This window comes from Arcanobacterium hippocoleae (assembly GCF_040360365.1).
GTDB lineage: Bacteria > Actinomycetota > Actinomycetes > Actinomycetales > Actinomycetaceae > Arcanobacterium_A > Arcanobacterium_A hippocoleae_A.
On record NZ_CP136412.1, the window covers coordinates 809,839 to 828,509 of the forward strand.

Genomic DNA, 18,671 nt, shown 5'->3' on the forward strand with positions numbered 1-18,671 from the left:
CCTCGAAGCGCTGCAGCTGGTGTGAATGCCGCATCTTCATCGATATACGAAAATATTTAAATCGGTAATACCTTAACATGCACTTTTCCATGCGCAAAACTTCGCCTGATTACCTGCCAATATTTTCGTGCATCCGAATTTTTGCGTATCCGAATTTTCATGCTTCCGATGTCTGCCCAAACCGTAACTGACGGCAAAATGCTTGTGCGCCCACGTAAGTGATGGCGAAATCTGTATTTTTTAACGTAAGTGACGGCAAAATCGGTGGTTTTGATTCCCGACGGGAAAGCCGTCGTTATCACGAGCCTATGACCTGCGAGAATGCAAACGCTTCTGCCGGCAAAAATCCCAACCCAAGTTCTTGCCGCCACTTACGTAACGAAAATAAGTTTCAGCCACTAGTTACGTAAAGTTTTCTACTTCCTGCCACCAGTTACGTAGTGAAATGACTTCTTGCCACCACTTACGTAACTTTCTTAGTTCTTGCCACTTTCTTGTGTTAGTGAAATAAAAAGCCGTATCTGTTCGGGTGGAAAGCGGTGTTTTTGTATAGATCAAGCCTGACCGCTATGCAAAACACCGCTTGGAACCAGCCAAACCAGACCCAACTAAAAAGCACTGCATATTTTTGGGCTGCAAGACCGTATCCGTCGGATTAGTGAACTGGGAAACACATATCATCCCGCCGTACTCAAGCTGAACCTAAGCAATCAAACCTCGAGCAGGAATTGAATATAAACCGGGATAAAACCAGAACAAGACCATACAAGCAATTAAAAATACTTTCCATAAAATAATAACCGCTGCCCCTTCGCCACTTCCGCCGCGCCCTCACACCCATACACAAACAAACAAAAATCAGCATTCAGATGCAACTATTCCCTCCTGCTGAACATGTCAGCGAATCTGACCAATTCCACACTTAAATCCACAGTCCCCAAAAATCAGCAGAGCCATTAAAGCGAAATAGTCGAATTGTGGTATTTAATGCAATAGACTGGAAACAGCGCTTCGATGCAGCTGCGGAAAACGGGCAGCTGCAAGCAGCGAATTCAATTGATACCGTTCGAAAGAACGGATGAATCACAGGTATATTTCGAAAGAAAAATAATGAAAAAGACTATCTCCTTTGTTGTGCCTTGTTATAACTCGGCTGCCTATATGGACGCTTGTATCAAGTCGCTGCTTGGCGGACCTGATGTGGAAGTAATAATTGTTGATGACGGTTCCACAAAAGATAACACAGCGCAGAAAGCCGATGAATGGGCTGCACGGTATCCGGATATTATACGTGTGGTACATCAGGAAAATTCCGGGCACGGCGGTGCAGTAATGGCCGGACTGCACGCAGCAACCGGTACTTATTTCAAGGTTGTAGACTCCGATGATTGGCTGGATACGCATGCCCGTGATTTACTTTTGCTGAAACTTCGCAGCTTTATCCAAAATGATCAAAACGTCGATTTGGTTGTTACAAACTATGTGTATGAGCATGTCGCAAGCGGTACTCAGAAAGTGATTCGGTACCACGGAGCTTTACCGACTAACCGTTTAATTGATTGGCAAGGGATCGGGCATTTTTCTATTGGGCAGCACCTGTTAATGCATGCTTCCACGTTCCGCACAAAAGTACTCCGTGAGTCCGGTCTCGAACTTCCAAAGCACACTTTCTATGTCGATAACATTTATGTATTCCACACTCTCCCGCATGTAAAGAGTTTGTTCTATTTACCTGTTGATCTTTATCGTTATTTTATTGGCAGAGAAGATCAGTCAGTCAACGAATCTGTGATGGTTGGCCGGCTCGACCAGCAAATGCGTGTAACCAAACTGCTGGTTAGTGCGTATCATGTTCCGAAAGATATTGAGAGTCCGAAGCTTGCAAAATACATGATGCATTTTCTTTCGCTGATTGTAGCAGCGTCTTCTTCACTTGCGAATGTCAGCCCGCATGATAACGCTGCGGAATTAAAGGCGCAAATGTGGCGTGATATTTACGCGCACGATGTGCAAATGGCAAAGCAGATTTCACGCAACCCGCTGGTATTTGGTGCAAATTTGAAAACCCGTACCGGTAAGAAGCTTGGGATAAGTCTTTATCGGATTGCGCAAAAGCTTTACCGTTTTAATTAATCTTTTTCTTTCATTAACTGTGATACCGGAGAAGCTCGGTGTTTTCACCGGAAATATCAAATAGCTCAGTTCCGATTGGTACTGGGCTATTTTCTGTCAGCGGTACTGGGAGCGGTTTTAGTTTCGAAAATTTCGGTAATTCGGCGTTTGCATCAGTCTTTGTGTAAGTCTGGGCAGTCTAGATTTTTTGAGCCGTCTAATTGGGCTTTCGCAAGACTGTCCGCGATTAACTTTACGACTTTTCGGATTTTTTGCGGCGAGTGCCGGAGCTCAGGCGGCGGTAAGGCGGCAGTGAGGCGGCGGTAATCTCGAGTAACTTATGGTGTAATCGCTGCAGGTTTATCTAACCGACGGCAAATGTGCAGAAACTTACGTAAGCGGCAGCGTAATAGGCGGTTTTATTTCACGACGGCATTCTTTGCCGGTATTATGCGCCGGTGACCAGCATAAACCTAGGCTTCCCCGACGGAGATAATCGTGCCCCGGTTCTTACCGCTAGTGACACAGCAGGAATACGGTATTACATCACTTGTATCGCGCCAAATTCTTCCGTTGTTAATTCACATTGTTAATTCAAATCGCGAAATTAACTTCCCAGCGGTAGTTGTATGAAGTTTTCTAGTCATTTTCACCGGCTGCACAGCGAGAAATAACTCTTGCTGTTTGATATGCCCGATTGCCGAAGGCACCGGGATATGGAATCGGCTTATCAGCACACAAAACGGCCGCAAGTTCACGTGAATAATGGCGAAGCGGGCGCCGGGTTTTGCTGCACACCCTCCGTGCTCCTTGAAGTAGATAAGTAACAGCGGAGCAGGCGCGGGATTTTGGGTTGAGTTTGGTTATTTTGTTTTAAACATTGGTTTACAATTTCTAGTTGAAAATGTGACATTTGAAATAAATGGTGGCAGCCCCGGTAATAATTCGATAGATTACGGGCGATAGTGTTGAATACTTTAAGGGTTCGGGGTGATTGCGCTGATTATAAACCTACTTCCGCCCCAGCAGTGCTTTGCTCGGGGGGAGCAGTATTTTCGTGTTTTAACTTCACTGTCTGAACTGCTTTCATTTCAGCCCGGTTATCCTATCGCAGCGCGCCGCATTTTCCGCTGTATTCTCTTCGCTTCATCTCTGCATACTTCGTTTTTGCGTCCCCCTGTTTTTCTTGTAGTTTGCGACAGAAAATTTGTAAACTTTTTCATCTTTTTCTTGGAAAGCTGCTTGCCGGCCCTGATACTAGTGCCGGTACGGCTGGCAGTACAAGTAATGCTGGAGATACGGTGAAACCTGATTTTTGGGACAAAATCAGGTTTGCGGATACTATCGGATACGAAAATTTTTCTTGCAGCAAGTTTTCCGCCGCGGCGGGTTTGCATCCTACATTTAATATGCATGTTTTACGCGACGGCGCAGTCGGAGATAGTCACTGTGAAATGCTGATTTGGATTTGCGCTAAATATGTGCTGGTGACGGCTTTTATCTTGCGGATTTTGGTTTCTGGTTTTTTGCAAGTTTTGTTGACGGCAGTGCAATTGCAAGGATGCGGTCTGATGCAAAGAGAAGGGCGGCGCTGTTAAGTACTAAATTTTTTGCGGTGAAGAAGTTTGGAGCAGACAACACTCTAGATGTCAATTAAATAAATTGCCGCGGATAATTTCACCTCTACCAGCATGGTAATTACACTATTACGGGTGCATCATGATGCACATTTTAAACTTATGAAGATTTCTTTGGACGAAACAGTTCTTAAATTATCTTCCGAGATTACTTTTCGGAATTTATTTATTTATCGCGAGTTCATTTAAAGCTTCATTTTGCAAAATACACATATCAATAAATTAAAAGGAGTTGGTTCGTTATGAAACGAATCCGGTTTGCCGGCGCCCTCGCGCTTAGCTTCCTGCTTGCCTTTCCAGTAGGGGGTGCGGCTGTTGCAGCCGTGCCGCAAGGAAGCCAGCCTTATGAGCAGCTTTATGGCACTTGGACTTTTCCGGCGGGAAATCAACTATATGTATATCGCGGGATTCCATATTCAAATGCTGCGAATCAGATTGAGCTTACTTCCGCACTAGACAAGCGTATTAGCGACGTCGCCGTGTCAGCTGGAGGTTCTGAATCTGGAAAAAACATTATAGATTTTAATGGTAGAAATGGGAGTAAAGTTACAGCTTTCCAAGGTCTGACCTTTAAGCCCCAAACAACTGGTGCAAATAATGCCAAACTGACTATTAGCGGAACAGCTGCGCAGTATAGCAGCCATAAGGATACAGAAGCAGCTTTTTCAGCGTACTTCGTATACAAATCAAATGGTAACGGCTGGACTCCGAATTATCCGAATTATGACGCAGGCGAGAAATTCCCTGCATCGTTCTTTAAACTCAGAATTCGTCCGCAAAACATGTTGTTTCAGCCAGTAGTGGTGCCAGTTGAGCTTGAGCAAGGGGAAGTGACTGCTGAGAAAATTCAGTCCGCTGTAACGGTTACGCTGGATCAAGCTGCGCTATATGATCCGAAATCTATACAATTCGAAGACATTAAAAAAGCTAAGGAAGCAGCTCAGATTACCCTAACCAATTCTCAGCTTCCGGGTAATGAGCAAGCTCCGCAGGAAAACAGTGCCCAGCATAATGTGTCTGTAACTATCACCTATAACGATAATTCTACGGAAAACGCAATTGTGAAACTCACCGTTAATCCGAAAGATTCAGATGATGACGGCTATACAGACTACGTTGAAGGGCTAGCAAAGACGAACATTAATGATCCAAAGAGCTTCCCTGCAGCTCCGAAGATTCATGCACCTGTCAAAGGCGAAACACTTATTATGGGTGAAGGGATCCCAACCACCCAGGTCACAGTAATCCTTCCTAACGGGCAACAGAAAGCCGTCAAAGTTAACGGCGGCGGATACTGGTCGTACAAACTCCCTGCCGGCACAGCACTTGACCTTGGTCAAACAGTGACTGTAAGCGATGTTGCAGGCCGTCAAACCTCTGCAAACGTTGGTAAACCAACAACCGTGAATCCTCCGGTCGAAGGAGAAGATGCAGTAACTGGTACAGGGCAGCCTGGCACTCCATTGCGGGTGATGATTCCTGGTAAAGAGCTGGTCGACACTGTTGTTGGTAAGGATGGGCAGTGGTCTGCTCTTATTGGGCGAGGTCTGGAGATTGGGGAAACCGTAATTGTTTCTCAGCCATGGAAAGACCCGCTTACGGTCACGGTTAAAGCTAAGGAATCGCAGAATGTGACAGTGTCTGTTGATTACAATGTGCAGCGTGCTGATGGCGGTTTCGATCCGATTCCTGGTACAGCACGAACTGCTGTGCTTTCTCAGCCAGCATTGAATCCTGATGGATCTAATCTGAAAGTTGATGCGTCTAGTTATGCCGATAAGATGGTGAAAGACAATAAGGGTCTGCCGTATCTATTTACTGGTGTTGAGATTGATTCAAAAGCTTTTGTTGATGATCATGATAACAATCCTTTGACTGGTGAGATTGATCGTCATTTTGCGGGCGATATTGTGATTCATCTGATTTACCGGAAGGGATATCAGTCTGGTAAGCCGTTGACTCAGCCGGAGAAGCCGGAAGTAACTGAAATTTCCGGTACACCGTTGGTTCAGCCGGAGAAGCCTGAGGTGACGGAGATTTCCGGTACACCATTGATCCAGCCGGAAAAGCCGAAGGGTGAGATTGGTATTTCAGGCGATCCACTAATCCAACCGGAAAAGCCGAAGGGTGAGATTGGTATTTCAGGCGATCCACTAATCCAGCCAGAGAAGCCAAAGGGCGAGATTAGTGTTTCTGGTAATCCTTTGGTGCAGCCGGAGAAACCGGTATTAGATCCGGATACGGTGAAAGCTGCAAAGAGCGCTGAGCTGAGCAAAACCGGCAGCACCGCAGCCGGTCTGCTTGGAGCTGCTCTTGCACTGACGCTCCTTGGTGCTGTATCCCTGATAACTCGCCGGAAACTAGCATAAACCCGATTAATAAGCTAGTTTTCAATATTTTCCGGTAAAACCCGAGCCGGTGCTTTGGAAAATCCTCCAAAGCACCGGCTCATCGTATATTTACAAATCTGCAAAATAAAATCTGACTCCGATAAGACATCACCAACTGCACTGCCAAAACCGATTACGCACAAAGCAGCCATCCGCCAATCCACCACGGAAAAACTAAAGCGCTAGATTCGTCCGCGTTTACGATTGAGCAGGATACTCAACAGCTGCTTTAGTTTGCGCATTTCGCAGCCGTGTAATTTCCACTACCCCGCCAAGTGCAATCAGTCCGCAAACAAGCATTATCATTCCAAGCGAAGCAGAAATTCCAGTCCCCTCTCCAAGTATTACGATTCCGTAAAGTACTGCCACAACAGGGGAAGTGATTGTCATCGCCGCAACCACAACATCAGCTTTCCCAGTAGCATAACCTTGCTGTACCATCCACCCTGCAGTAATGCTGCCAAATATTAATACCAGCAGAATAATCCAGAACGACGGTAATACTAATACATTCTCCTGATGTGCATATTGTAAAAGAGTTTTTGCAAGCGCAGCTTCAAGACCGTAAAGCATTGCTCCGCCCGATCCCCAAAAAAGCGCGCGTAATTTCTTCGTTCCGCGCCAGCCGAGTGTTCCAAAGCTTGCACTTAGCAGGTAGATGATTGCTGATCCGATACTGATTTTTAGTAAATCGAGCTCTTCCGGAGAAGATGAATATTTCGAGACAATAATCGTAAAGATTGCGGTTGCAGATACTGTTGCACAAACCCAGGCAACTAGTGTTTTCCGCAGCCGAACTTTCTCTACACGATTCTGAATCAGTACTGACCAGGGGAATGCAAGCAGACCGACTGGCTGCACAATAGAAACTGGTGCGAAAACTAATGCGACAATCTGACAGATAAGAGAGACTCCAAGCAATCCTAAACCGAAAAGCCACTGCGGGCTGCGGATTGCGGTTAAAAACTTCGTGCTTTTAGCGCTTCTTTCTCTGGATTCCCGCTGAGCTGCCGATCAATTGTGCCATGCTGGTACTTTGCGGCAAGTGCAAAGCAAAATGAACCAACAACCTGGATAGCAATAGCGAGAGAGATACTTTGCGAAATCATATGGAGATTATTTCCTCTTTCGTTACTGAAACTGCCAGCGCAAATTAAGCACAGTACAATCCAAAGTCTACCGGCTCTCTCAGTTTAATACATTATAATGGGAGGCTGTAAACCAAACGGTTCCAGCCTCCCATTATTACTCGTAAAATAACAAGTTTTGTAACGATAATCAGCGGTTTCACACCGCAAAGATTACTTCAGGGTTACGGTTGCGCCTGCAGCTTCAAGCTTTTCCTTTGCAGCTTCAGCAGTTTCCTTGTTCACGCCTTCGAAGATTGCCTTTGGAGCAGATTCAACGAGTTCCTTAGCTTCTTTCAAGCCGAGGTTCGAATCAAGTTCACGAACAGCCTTGATGACCTGAATCTTCTTGTCGCCAGCTGCTTCGATCACAACGTCGAATTCGTCTTTTTCTTCTTCAGCAGCAACTTCGCCGCCTGCAGCTGGAGCAGCAGCAGCAACAGCAACTGGAGCAGCAGCTTCAACGTCGAATTCTTCTTCAAACTTCTTCACGAAGTCGTTGAGTTCTACAAGGGTGAGCTCCTTGAAAGCTTCAATGAGTTCTTCAGCGGTAAGCTTAGCCATGATTGGCCTTCCTTCCTGTGCCTACGCGAGGCAATTTTAATCTGATTATTTTCGCTGCTACCTGCTTAGGATGCAGCTTCCTGCTTCTCGCGCAGGGCGTCTACTGTGCGCACCGTCTTTACGAGCGGAGCGGTGAATACGTATGCAGCCTTGTAAAGCGAAGCTTTAACGGCTCCGGCAGTCTTGGCAAGAAGTACTTCACGGGATTCAAGATCGGCGAGTTTGCCAACTTCATTCGCGTCAAGGAAATTACCTTCAAGTACGCCGCCCTTGACTACAAGAGCTTCGTTTTCTTTTGCGAATTCTCGAACTGCTTTTGCAGCCGTGGCGATGTCGCCAGTAACGAATGCAAGCGCGGTCGGTCCGGTAAGAACTTCATCGAGACCTTCAACACCAGCTTCGCGGGCTGCAATCCGTGCAAGCGTATTCTTTGCAACAGTGTACTTAGCTTCGCTGCCCATTGCACGACGAAGAGTCTTCATCTGTGCTACGGTCAATCCGCGGTACTCAGTTACAAGAACTGCCGTCGAGTTACGAAAATCTTCCGTTAACTCTACAATCGCTGCAGACTTGTCGGTCCGTGCCATGGGACCTCCTTCCGAATCTTTGCCGCAGATTTGTGAACTTAGAAAAAGAACCCTCAGCGCACAAAGCACGAGGGTCAAATCTTGATGTATTTAATACTGCAAGAATTAAGTTCGTACCTGCGCTGGCTTCCAAAAGAAATTCACCCCGTTGGCAACGGGCGACCTGCGGTCTTAGGCATTGTTAAGAATATCTGAACACAAACATTGTAACAAGCGCTGCAGTGAGTTCGTGAGAGAAATAACTAGACATTCCGCTATCACGGGCTTTTTATCGGAAACACCGATTATCGAGTTGATTTTGAATTCGATGGAAAATCATTTCGACAGCCACAAGATTCTGCCCGCCCTCTGGAATAATCACATCGGCAAAACGCTTTGACGGTTCCACGTAAAGTTCATGCATTGGTTTGACTGTGCGCAAGTACTGCGCACGTACCGATTCAATCGAGCGGCCGCGCTCCGCAACATCACGCTGCATCCTGCGCAAAATCCGCACGTCTGCATCAGTGTCGACAAATAGTTTTAAATCAAAGAGCGAACGCAGCTCTGGTTCAGCAAAAATAAGAATTCCCTCGACGATAATGACAGGAGCAGGTTCGACTTGCATTTTTTCTGCACTGCGGTTGTGAACAGCAAAATCGTATACTGGAGATTCAATCGCCGCACCGTCGATTAACTGCTTCAGCTGGGAAATTAACAGCTGGTTGTCGAATGCTTCCGGCGCATCGTAGTTGATTTGGGTCCGCTGTTCAAAAGTGAGATGATCCTGGACGCAATAGTAGTTATCGTGATACATCACGGCAACGCTGCCGGAAAACCGGGATTTAATTGCATTAGTCAAGGTACTTTTTCCGCTGCCGGTACCTCCAGCAATGCCAATTACAAGTGACTGTGCCATTAAACGCCTACTTCAAGATTCAAACAGCTAACGCTTTCTTAACCAATTGTCGCAAATTCTGGTTTATTGGGCAAAATAGGTATTCAGATACAGCCGCAGCCAAATCAGACTCGCTGAACTCAAATTATCCATCGCAGCTTCAATCCCCTGCTAACCGCCGCCGCGTTATTTCCTTTTCGCAAAATCAGCAAAAATGGGGACAGCTGGATTCAGCTGCCCCCATTTGCGTTACAATCCGATAAATTGCAATGTGCTAAGTTAATTCGCGGCTCTCACTTTGCTTGCGGAAAAACACATCAGCACATCTTAGGAACGTACAAGTTTTGCAACGTCAAGCGGAATACCAGGTCCCATCGTAGTCGCCATGGTTCCTTTCAGAATATAGCGGCCTTTCGACGAGGACGGCTTCAAACGGAGAATCTCCGCAAAAGCTGCTTTGAAATTCTCAGCAAGCTTTTCTGAAGTAAATTCGGTATTACCGAGAATGATTGGAAGATTGCCATGCTTATCAACACGGAATTCAATTCGGCCGCCTTTAATATCAGAAACAGCCTTTGCGGTGTCCATAGTCACAGTACCTGTCTTTGGGTTCGGCATTAAACCGCGCGGACCGAGAATCCGACCAAGACGACCAACTTTGCCCATCATATCTGGGGTTGCAACAGCTGAATCGAAGTCGGTCCAACCGCCGGCAACCTTTGCAACGAGATCATCGTCGCCAACTTCATCCGCACCAGCTTCCAATGCAGCCTGCGCCCGCTCACCGGTAGCAAACACAATCACGCGGGCGGTCTTGCCCGTACCGTGCGGAAGCGAAACGGTACCGCGAACCATCTGGTCTGCCTTACGCGGATCTACGCCAAGGCGGAAAACAGCTTCCACGGTAGATGGGAACTTCGTAACTGAAGTTTTAATTGCAAGATCAACGGCTTCTTCCACGGAGTAGAGTGCTCCGTCTTGAATCAGCTCCGCAGCCTTGCGGTAGTTCTTTGAGCGCTTTGCCATTCTGCTTTTCTCCTTAAAATTTAGCAGCAGTGGTATAACGAGCCAGCTCCGGGCTCTACCACATCAATACTTTCAACAAGTATTGGAAATTCTTAGATTGCGTCGGTGGTAATACCCATCGAGCGAGCAGTACCAGCAATAATGCGAGCTGCATTGTCGATGTCGTTTGCGTTCAAATCCGGTTCTTTCAGCTTTGCGATTTCGCGAAGCTGCTCGGCGCTCACATGCCCGACTTTCTGCGACTGCGGCACACCGGAACCTTTCTTGATACCTGCGGCCTTCTTGAGCAAATCAGCAGCCGGAGGAGTCTTTGTTACGAAGGTGAATGAACGGTCTTCGTAAACTGTAATCTCCACTGGAATAACGTTTCCGCGCATGGATTCGGTCGCTTGATTATACGCGGTGCAGAACTCCATGATGTTCACACCGTGCTGACCCAATGCTGGGCCGACTGGTGGAGCTGGATTTGCAGCCCCTGCCTGAATCTGTAACTTGATCAGGCCTGCAACCTTCTTCTTTTTCTTCGGTGGCATTTATTGATCCTTTTTGTTGTTCTTACCGTCACATGGCAAAAGTAACGGCTCCGTCGATAAGCAGGAAAATGAAAATTTAGCGAAACTTCGCGCAATCAATCCATTTTCTTTACTTGACCGAAAGATAAATCGACCGGGGTTTCCTGGCCGACAAGTGTCATCAGCACAGTAAGCCGTTGGTTTACTGCATCAACCTGAGAAATTGTAGCCGGCAAACCGACCCAAGGTTCAGTGGTGAGCGTAACTGTTTCACCAACCTCGAATTCAACCTCAAGAGTCGGAGCGCCAGACTTAACCGGCTTACCAGCAGCAATAGCTTCATGTGCTGCCTCTTGTTCGATTGTTGGCGTGAGCATTTTCACTGCTTCATCGAAAGTCAGCGCGACTGGATTGCGTCCGTTTCCGACAAAACCGGTAACGCCGTTAGTTTCTTGAACCACACGCCACGAATCATCGGTCAGATCCATCCGAATCAAAGCGTATCCCGGAATCCGTACCCGCGATACCAGCTTATTCTGCCCCTTCTTAACTTCGATGACCTCTTCCATCGGGACATCAATCTGGAAAATATACTCTTCCATATTCATCGAATGAATACGTGATTCAATATCTTGCTTCACGCGCTTTTCGTAACCAGCATAAGTGTGGAGCACATACCAGCGGCCGGGAAGCCCTCTTAGCTTTGCACGCACCATCGCTTCAGTAACTATGCCATCGACTGGCTGATCTGAAGCTGCCGGACTTTCAGATGCAATTTCAGTTTCATCCGCAGTAACCAAATCGTCGTCTTTGACTTCTTCAGCTGCAGCATCGCCTAACACATCTGCTGCTTCCGATTGCGAATCGGCGCTAGTATCTTCATCGGCAGTGATGCGCTCTTCGTTTTCGGTTAGTGCATCTTGAGTTTCTTCAGCCATTACCTGTTTCCCGCCTTGTCCGGTTTCGATAATTCGAATTCTAAGTGTTATTGGTTTATTACTATTTCAGCAATTCATCGCTTCTTGAATCACACTCATGCGAATGCGGATTTCCCTGTATTTTATCCAACTTTCGATACCCGCTTGAAATCACAAGCCGGTATTAAGTTCGAAAAATTACGACGGACAGCCGCTCAAACACTTCAGCTTTAGCCAAAGACCCAGAACACCAGCTGCCCGAAGACAAGGTCAAGAATTCCGACGAAGATCATCACGATAATCAAGAAGCTAATGACGGTAAGAAACATTTGCCACAGCTCTTCCCAGCTTGGACGGCGAACTTTCTTAAACTCCGCTAGAACCTGCTTGAAAAAGTGATGATACGAGCAAAGAAGCTCTGCTTCTCCGTTGCGACTTCGTTCAACTCATTTTCCTCTCGGTTAATGTGGAAAACGGCCCGTATGGGCCGCTTTCTTCGCAGGGCAGGAGGGACTCGAACCCACAACCGCCGGTTTTGGAGACCGGTGCGCTACCAATTGCGCCACTACCCTAGTGCGGTATTTCGACTTACCGCATCGGCGAGCAGTTCAGATTATGCCTGATAATCAAGCATCTTCTATGTGAATTGCACAGCTCTAGAAATTATAGCTGTAAATAAAGATCAGAGCCAAATCTCGACCGCCGCTTTTAGACAAAAGTGCAAAAGCTCTCATTTATTATGATTATCTGCGTTATTTTAAATGATTTTTCGTGCGGAAACGGCAAGAAACTATCCTGCAATGCGCTAAGCAATTTAAAAAATAAACTTTTGCCGCAATTTTCCGCTGATTGATTTGATCTGCAAATTTTTATTGCCGTCGGCACAAACTTATCGGCGGGAAATATTAATCTCAACACTCACCGCCGGAAGAAAAACACCACTATCTAAAATCCGCAGCAGATATGCGCAAAAGTATGTCAACATTGTTTCATGAGTAATATTTATAAAACACCGCAGAGCCGAGCTTCAGTACGTCTCGGCGCATTACAAGAATCCGCAACTCTTGCCGTCGATGCGAAAGCAAAAGCTCTAAAAGCTGCAGGTAAACCGGTAATTGGTTTTGCTGCCGGGGAGCCTGATTTCCCTACTCCGGCTCCGATTGTGGCGGCCGCACTTGCAGCTGTACAAGATCCGAAGAATCACAAATACACTCCGGCGGTTGGGCTGCCGGAGCTGCGCAAAGTGATTGCGGAGAAAACTTTACGCGACTCTGGCGTAGAAGTTGATCCAGCAAATATTATCGTTACTAATGGCGGTAAACAGGCAGTTTTCCAGGCTTTTGCAGCAATCGTTTCCGATGGCGACGACGTAATTCTTCCAGCTCCATATTGGACAACCTACCCGGAAGTGATTCGGCTTTGCGGAGGAAATCCGATTGAAGTTTTCGCCGGCGCGGATCAGGAATATAAGGTGACCGTCGAACAGCTAAATGCTGCACTTACCGCGAAAACAAAGGCACTGCTGCTTTGCTCCCCATCGAACCCAACCGGCGCGGTTTACACTGCTGCAGAGATTAAGGCGATTGGTAAGTGGGCGCTTGAAAACGGCATCTGGGTGATTTCTGATGAAATCTATGAACATCTCGTGTACGACGGCGAAGTTTCGTATCTTCTCCGCGAAGTACCGGAGCTTGCAAATCAGACGATTATCGTAAACGGTGTGGCAAAAACCTATGCCATGACCGGATGGCGCGTCGGCTGGATGTACGGTCCGGCGGATGTGATTAAGAAAGCCGCCAATTTCCAGTCACACCTCACTTCAAATGTTGCCAATATTTCACAGCGGGCAGCTCTTGCCGCGCTTTCCGGCGACCAGGGCGTGGTGGAAGAGATGAAGCAGGCATTTAATCGCCGTCGGAAAAAGATGGTCGAAATGCTTCGCGAAATTGACGGTTTCGAAGTTCCCGAGCCGAAGGGCGCATTCTACGTTTTCCCGAATGTGGAGCAGTTGCTTGGAACGGAAATTAACGGCCGGACTGCGAATACATCTTCGGAACTTGCAGTGCTGATTCTTGAAGAAGCTGAAGTAGCGGTAGTTCCCGGAGAGGCATTCGGCGCTCCAGGATATCTGCGCTTCTCTTATCCGCTTTCAGACGATGCTCTTGAAGAAGGCATCACACGTTTACAAAAGCTGTTTGCATAATTTACTTGCATAATTCTTGCAGTTAATGCATCGTCAGAAAATAAAATGCTGGGCCGGGAAAATAATTCCAAGCCCAGCATTTTTATTCAATATGTCTATTCAATACGTCCAACGGTTCGATAAATAACCCAGCACGTACTGGCAGTAATGCTTACCGCTTCTGAACATACTTGATCGAATCAAGGGTCACAGCTGCGAGAATGATAATACCGGAGAATACGAACTGGAGATTCGTATCGATGCCAAGAATCGTCAGTGCATAGGTGAGTGCAGTAAAGATAGTCACACCGGTAACAACTCCGGAAATCTTACCGATACCGCCGGTAAACGAAACACCGCCGACCACACAAGCTGCAATCGCATCCATATCCCAGCCCTGTCCGTATGCGGCCGAACCAGAACCAATCATTCGCAGGCACTCAAGCCACGAACCGAACCCATAAAGCACACCTGCCATAATGAAAGCGCCCATTGTCACCCAAAAACAGAAATGCCGGAAACTGCTGCTGCATCCGGATTACCGCCGACAGCATAAAGATTCTTACCGAACTTCGTCTTATTCCAGATGAACCAGACAACAACGATTGCAATCAGTGCCCAAATAATGATTGTCGGAATTCCGGCAAGCGTCGGAATGAATGTCTGCGGAATTGCCTGATCGATTGCGCCGAAAGAAACACCCTTAGTTGCATACGTGACAATACCGAAAATAATCAGCATATTTGCCATTGTCGAAATGAATGGATGCATCTTAAATCTTGCCGTAAAGAAACCGGCAATCGATGTGAAAATCACGCATAAGATGATACAAACAATTAAGGCAAAGATTGACTTTGTAATCAAACCCCAAGCGGAGAAATCATAAGCAACCCCGAATACGGTACCGGTATTCGGACCGGCGTGCATGATGACAGTAGCGGCAACCATGCCCATACCAACCATTCGGCCAATCGAAAGATCAGTACCGGTAAGCAAAATCAATCCGGCCACACCGAGTGCGAGGTACATGCGCGGAGATGCCTGCTGCAAAATATTCAAAATATTTTGCTGCGTAAATAGCGAAGTATCTTTCAAAATCGGGGTGATGATTGCAAGGATTACGAAGATTATTGCAATCACGATAAACAGCCCTTTATTCAGTAAGAACTGTTTCGTATTAAAGGTATACTTGTAGTTTTCCCAGCGCTGCTTTTGATTTTGGGCAAACGAGAAACGTGAAAGACGAAGTAAATCAATCAAATGATATTTGTGCGAGTACGCCTCATGTTTGCGTGTCTTCAGCTCTTCAAGCTTCTGCTTGTAGCGCACTTTCGCATCAAAAACTTTATTCTTATAAACGTACTTTTCATCCTTGATTTCTTGGTTCAAGTCGCCCGAGTTGTTGTGCCGAATATCAGCCAGCGATTTCTCGTGTTCTTGCTTTAACTCAACCAAGCGCTGCTCATAGTCCAGCTTTGCCTGCACCTGCTCAGCTTTTACCGATTCTTCCACCGGTTTGTAATACTGCTGATTATAATTCTGCTCAAGATACGCTTCAGCTTCGCCGACGAGCTTCTGCACTTCCGGCCGATTCTGCGCTTCAATCTTCTTTGCTTCCGCCAGTTCCGCTTTGTCAGCATTAATCTGTGCAGTGCGCTCTTCTTTCGTCAAATGCTTATCTTCGCTAATAAGCTTGATATGGTTCCGCAGAGTTTGAATCTTGTAGGTGCCCTGTGCCCGCAGCGCATCTACTTTCCGCTGAATTTCACTAACATGTGCGTCAATTGGCGCAAGTAACTTTTCTTCTTCTTCATATGTGAGAATGCCGGAAGCATTCGCTGTAGTTGTTTCGCTCATCTTCTGCCTCCGTTACAGGTACTTTGCGCTGAGCTGCAAAAGTTCTTCTTGGTTAGTTTCTTTAGTGTTTACAATGCCTGCAAGATGACCATTTGACATCACACCGATACGATTTGTAATCCCTAAAATCTCCGGCATTTCGGAAGAAACGAGAATAATCGTCTTTCCTTCTTTTGCCATCTTGATAATCAGTTCATAAATTTCATATTTCGCACCAACATCGATACCGCGGGTCGGTTCATCCATCATGAAAACCAGCGGATTGCGCTCAAGCCACTTTCCGAAAATCACTTTCTGCTGATTTCCGCCGGAAAGCGAAGTAATCATATCTTCTGGTCCCATACATTTGGTATGCATGATTTTGATTTCGTTTTGCGTCGCCCGCACCATCTTTTTATCCGAAAGGGCCGGACCGAGCTTGTAATGCGAAAGATTTGCAATCGTTGTATTGAAAGTCAAATCGCCTTTTAGGAACAGGCCGTCGGCTTTTCGCTCTTCAGTAATCATCGCAAAGCCATAGTCCATCGCCTGCTTTGGATTTTCAAAGTTCATCAGGCGGTCATTGTAGTAAACACGGCCGGCTGCCCGGGTCCTTGTACCGAAGATTGTCTGCAGCAGTTCGCTTCGCCCGGCACCAACCAGACCGTAAAGCCCGAAAATTTCACCTTTGCGCACATCGAAACTGATATCTGTAAGATGCGGAGCATACTTCGTGGAAATATTCCGCACCGAAAGGATTGTATCGCCCGGTACATTATCGACGGCCGGAAAACGATTTTCCAGTGAACGTCCGACCATTGCCGCAATCAGTTCATCAAGATTCGTGTCTTTGGTGTCTTTAGTTGCCACAAGTTTACCGTCGCGCAGAACTGAAACCTGATCGCAGATCTCAAAGATTTCGTCCATCTTGTGTGAAATATAGACGAGTGAGATTCCCTGATCACGCAGCTTGCGCATCATCTGGAAGAGTTTGCGCACTTCCGGTTCGGTGAGCGAGGAGGTCGGCTCATCAAGCACAATAATTTTTGAGTTGTACGAAATCGCCTTGGCAATCTCACACATTTGCCGGGCGGAAACCGACATATTATGCATTGGCTGCGTTAAGTTTACCGTCATTCCAAGACTGCGGAAAAGAATTGCCGCTTCTTTCTTCATTCGGGCTTCATCAATCACGCCCATGGCGTTAGTTGGATATCTTCCAAGGAATAGGTTATCCACAACCGAACGCTCCAGACACTGGTTCAGTTCTTGGTGTACCATCGCAACGCCATTTTCCAGAGCGTCTTTTGGACCAGAGAACGCCACCTCGTGCCCGTCGAGAACTATAGTTCCTTCATCTTTTGATATGTGCCGAAAAGGCACTTCATCATCGTCGATTTTCCTGCACCGTTTTCGCCCATGAGCCCCATGATTGAGCCTCGTTTGACGTCGAAATTAATTTTATCGAGCACCCGATTGCGCCCGAATGATTTCGACATGCCGCGGATTGACAGGACGACGTCATCTTGTGCTGCTGACATTGCGTCTCCTCTTGATATTTCGTGATTCGGGGCTGTGAAGAACTTACTGCTTCACAACCCCGTTCACTTTAAATTAGCGTCTCTCTAAGCTGCTGCTTACTTCAAGAGCGCGGTATAAGAAGCTGCGTTATCTGTCTTCACCATATTGATTGCGAATGCATCGTATGCGTCTGGGTTGCCAAGACGGTTGGTGATATTAGATTCGGTCTGTCCGTCACCAGCAATGTATTCAACTTTCAGATTCAACAGCTTGTCGTATTTCTGAAGCAGCGGCTGATAGGTGGAGCCGAGGAAGTTATCAGCAGAGTTGTAGATGTTCAGCCAAACTTTCTTTTCCGGGCTCTTTGATGCATCAAGCTGCTTCGAAACAGGTTCGTAGGTAACTGTGGAATCTAAGAAATCTTTATAGTTATCTGCAGTTACTGCGAGGTTCAAAGCATAGTAGGAACGAGTTGCTTCGTCGTACTTGTAATCTTCTTTGGTCAGCACGTTGCCGGCGGCATCAGCCTTGCCGATGCCGGTATCGATATCTACACCGTCGAGAGCGTTGCGCAAAACACGAAGTGTGAGGTAAGCCTGTACATCAGCGTGCTGGGAAATCGTGCCGCCATAGCCTTCAGCGATTGCTGCCACTGCGTCAGAGTTTGCGTCATAACCGAAGGTTGGGACTTTCTCACCCTTCGACCAGCCGTTAAACATCGCCATGCCCATGCCGTCGTTATTAGAAATAACTACATCGATTTGTTCGCCGAAAGAAGCTGACCAGGTTGCAATTGCGTTTCCAGCGGTTGCTGCATCCCATGTTGCGCCTGCGGAATTCTTCATTTCCTGCGAAGCAAGTTCGCGAACTTTCAGACCGGCAACTTCACCATCTTTTACAGCTTTCTGAGATCCGTCAACATTTGTACCGACGGCTGCCGAATCAATACTTCCCCGTTTTCGACGGAAGTGCCAAGTGCCTTACGCACACCGCGGGTACGGGCAATAGAATCGTTATGACCCACATCGCCAATTGCAAGTACGTATCCGACTGTGCCGTCACCGTTGCGGTCAATCTTGTCTTTGTTTGCGGTGATGTATTCAGCAATCATCTTGCCTTGAAGTTCAGCACCTTGGTTTGCATCGAAGCCAACATAGTAGGTTTTGTCATTAAACTGCAATGCCTGCATATCGAGTTCACCAGTGGAGCTGTTTGATGGCTGGCGGTTAAACCAGACAAGCGGCTTCTGCGCGTTTGAAACACCAGAGGATGCTTCACCAGATTTACCTGAATCTGCAGAACCGCCTCCGCATGCTGCAAGAAGTGCAGATGCTGCAATCACTGCTGTCACTTTGAAGATGTTCTTCATGTTCCCTCCGTTGG

General features: G+C 46.9%; 18 protein-coding genes, 1 tRNA gene and 1 pseudogene. 4 read left to right on the forward strand and 16 right to left on the reverse strand.

Features of this window, described 5'->3' with window-relative positions; all coding sequences use genetic code 11:
* The first annotated feature begins 1,110 nt into the window (after nucleotides 1-1,110).
* The 3 genes from RQN30_RS04280 (at nucleotide 1,111) to RQN30_RS04290 (ending at nucleotide 6,118) form a co-directional block, all read left to right on the forward strand.
* Nucleotides 1,111-2,133, forward strand: coding sequence for a glycosyltransferase family 2 protein (locus tag RQN30_RS04280; protein WP_353061398.1), 1,023 nt, complete (start codon nucleotides 1,111-1,113; stop codon nucleotides 2,131-2,133).
* Between the two features lie 1,172 nt (nucleotides 2,134-3,305).
* Complete coding sequence (locus RQN30_RS04285) at nucleotides 3,306-3,710, forward strand: hypothetical protein (protein ID WP_353061399.1); 405 nt, start codon at nucleotides 3,306-3,308, stop codon at nucleotides 3,708-3,710.
* Nucleotides 3,711-3,991: 281 nt separating this feature from the next.
* Nucleotides 3,992-6,118, forward strand: a complete 2,127-nt coding sequence (locus RQN30_RS04290; protein WP_353061400.1) for a hypothetical protein — start codon at nucleotides 3,992-3,994, stop codon at nucleotides 6,116-6,118.
* A 219-nt stretch (nucleotides 6,119-6,337) separates the two neighbouring features.
* Here the strand turns inward: RQN30_RS04290 and RQN30_RS04295 are convergent, their stop codons facing one another.
* The 10 genes from RQN30_RS04295 to RQN30_RS04340 form a co-directional block, all read right to left on the reverse strand.
* Nucleotides 6,338-7,060 (reverse strand): EamA/RhaT family transporter, encoded by a 723-nt coding sequence (locus RQN30_RS04295; RefSeq protein ID WP_353061401.1) that lies wholly within the window; start codon nucleotides 7,058-7,060, stop codon nucleotides 6,338-6,340.
* A 38-nt stretch (nucleotides 7,061-7,098) separates the two neighbouring features.
* On the reverse strand, nucleotides 7,099-7,248 hold the full coding sequence (locus RQN30_RS04300) for a hypothetical protein (protein ID WP_353061402.1): 150 nt from the start codon (nucleotides 7,246-7,248) through the stop codon (nucleotides 7,099-7,101).
* 192 nt (nucleotides 7,249-7,440) lie between these two features.
* The gene (gene rplL / locus RQN30_RS04305) at nucleotides 7,441-7,830 is read right to left on the reverse strand and encodes a 50S ribosomal protein L7/L12 (RefSeq protein WP_353061403.1); all 390 of its coding nucleotides are present in this window, start codon (nucleotides 7,828-7,830) and stop codon (nucleotides 7,441-7,443) included.
* A 65-nt stretch (nucleotides 7,831-7,895) separates the two neighbouring features.
* Nucleotides 7,896-8,417: a 50S ribosomal protein L10 gene (rplJ, locus tag RQN30_RS04310; protein ID WP_353061404.1), complete on the reverse strand. Its 522-nt coding sequence runs from the start codon at nucleotides 8,415-8,417 to the stop codon at nucleotides 7,896-7,898.
* A gap of 268 nt (nucleotides 8,418-8,685) precedes the next feature.
* On the reverse strand, nucleotides 8,686-9,315 hold the full coding sequence (gene udk / locus RQN30_RS04315; protein WP_353061406.1) for a uridine kinase: 630 nt from the start codon (nucleotides 9,313-9,315) through the stop codon (nucleotides 8,686-8,688).
* Nucleotides 9,316-9,621: 306 nt separating this feature from the next.
* A complete protein-coding gene (gene rplA, locus RQN30_RS04320) occupies nucleotides 9,622-10,320 on the reverse strand; it encodes a 50S ribosomal protein L1 (RefSeq protein ID WP_353061407.1) in 699 nt (232 codons plus the stop codon).
* 92 nt (nucleotides 10,321-10,412) lie between these two features.
* The gene (rplK, locus tag RQN30_RS04325) at nucleotides 10,413-10,853 is read right to left on the reverse strand and encodes a 50S ribosomal protein L11 (RefSeq protein WP_353061408.1); all 441 of its coding nucleotides are present in this window, start codon (nucleotides 10,851-10,853) and stop codon (nucleotides 10,413-10,415) included.
* Between the two features lie 95 nt (nucleotides 10,854-10,948).
* The gene (gene nusG / locus RQN30_RS04330) at nucleotides 10,949-11,770 is read right to left on the reverse strand and encodes a transcription termination/antitermination protein NusG (protein ID WP_353061409.1); all 822 of its coding nucleotides are present in this window, start codon (nucleotides 11,768-11,770) and stop codon (nucleotides 10,949-10,951) included.
* Nucleotides 11,771-11,979: 209 nt separating this feature from the next.
* Nucleotides 11,980-12,087 (reverse strand): hypothetical protein, encoded by a 108-nt coding sequence (locus RQN30_RS04335; protein WP_353061763.1) that lies wholly within the window; start codon nucleotides 12,085-12,087, stop codon nucleotides 11,980-11,982.
* Between the two features lie 161 nt (nucleotides 12,088-12,248).
* Nucleotides 12,249-12,321: transfer RNA gene (locus tag RQN30_RS04340), tRNA-Trp, on the reverse strand.
* A gap of 419 nt (nucleotides 12,322-12,740) precedes the next feature.
* On the opposite strand from RQN30_RS04340, the gene RQN30_RS04345 reads away from it, so the two are divergent.
* Nucleotides 12,741-13,952 carry a pyridoxal phosphate-dependent aminotransferase gene (locus RQN30_RS04345; RefSeq protein ID WP_353061410.1) on the forward strand — a complete coding sequence of 404 codons (1,212 nt, stop codon included), beginning with the start codon at nucleotides 12,741-12,743 and terminating at the stop codon, nucleotides 13,950-13,952.
* A gap of 151 nt (nucleotides 13,953-14,103) precedes the next feature.
* Here the strand turns inward: RQN30_RS04345 and RQN30_RS04350 are convergent, their stop codons facing one another.
* The 6 genes and pseudogenes from RQN30_RS04350 to RQN30_RS04375 all read right to left on the reverse strand — a co-directional run bounded on the left by RQN30_RS04350 (nucleotide 14,104) and on the right by RQN30_RS04375 (nucleotide 18,657).
* Nucleotides 14,104-14,424 carry a hypothetical protein gene (locus RQN30_RS04350; protein WP_353061411.1) on the reverse strand — a complete coding sequence of 107 codons (321 nt, stop codon included), beginning with the start codon at nucleotides 14,422-14,424 and terminating at the stop codon, nucleotides 14,104-14,106.
* A 2-nt stretch (nucleotides 14,425-14,426) separates the two neighbouring features.
* Nucleotides 14,427-15,788: an ABC transporter permease subunit gene (locus RQN30_RS04355; RefSeq protein WP_353061412.1), complete on the reverse strand. Its 1,362-nt coding sequence runs from the start codon at nucleotides 15,786-15,788 to the stop codon at nucleotides 14,427-14,429.
* A 12-nt stretch (nucleotides 15,789-15,800) separates the two neighbouring features.
* The gene (locus RQN30_RS04360; protein WP_353061764.1) at nucleotides 15,801-16,871 is read right to left on the reverse strand and encodes an ATP-binding cassette domain-containing protein; all 1,071 of its coding nucleotides are present in this window, start codon (nucleotides 16,869-16,871) and stop codon (nucleotides 15,801-15,803) included.
* A pseudogene (locus RQN30_RS04365) lies at nucleotides 16,845-17,308 on the reverse strand (ATP-binding cassette domain-containing protein); the annotation flags it as partial. The pseudogene RQN30_RS04365 and the gene RQN30_RS04360, both read right to left, overlap by 27 nt.
* A gap of 96 nt (nucleotides 17,309-17,404) precedes the next feature.
* Nucleotides 17,405-18,133: a substrate-binding domain-containing protein gene (locus tag RQN30_RS04370; RefSeq protein WP_491608702.1), complete on the reverse strand. Its 729-nt coding sequence runs from the start codon at nucleotides 18,131-18,133 to the stop codon at nucleotides 17,405-17,407.
* A gap of 50 nt (nucleotides 18,134-18,183) precedes the next feature.
* Entirely contained in the window at nucleotides 18,184-18,657 is a 474-nt protein-coding gene (locus tag RQN30_RS04375; RefSeq protein WP_353061413.1) for a type 1 periplasmic-binding domain-containing protein, read from the reverse strand.
* Nucleotides 18,658-18,671 lie beyond the last annotated feature (14 nt).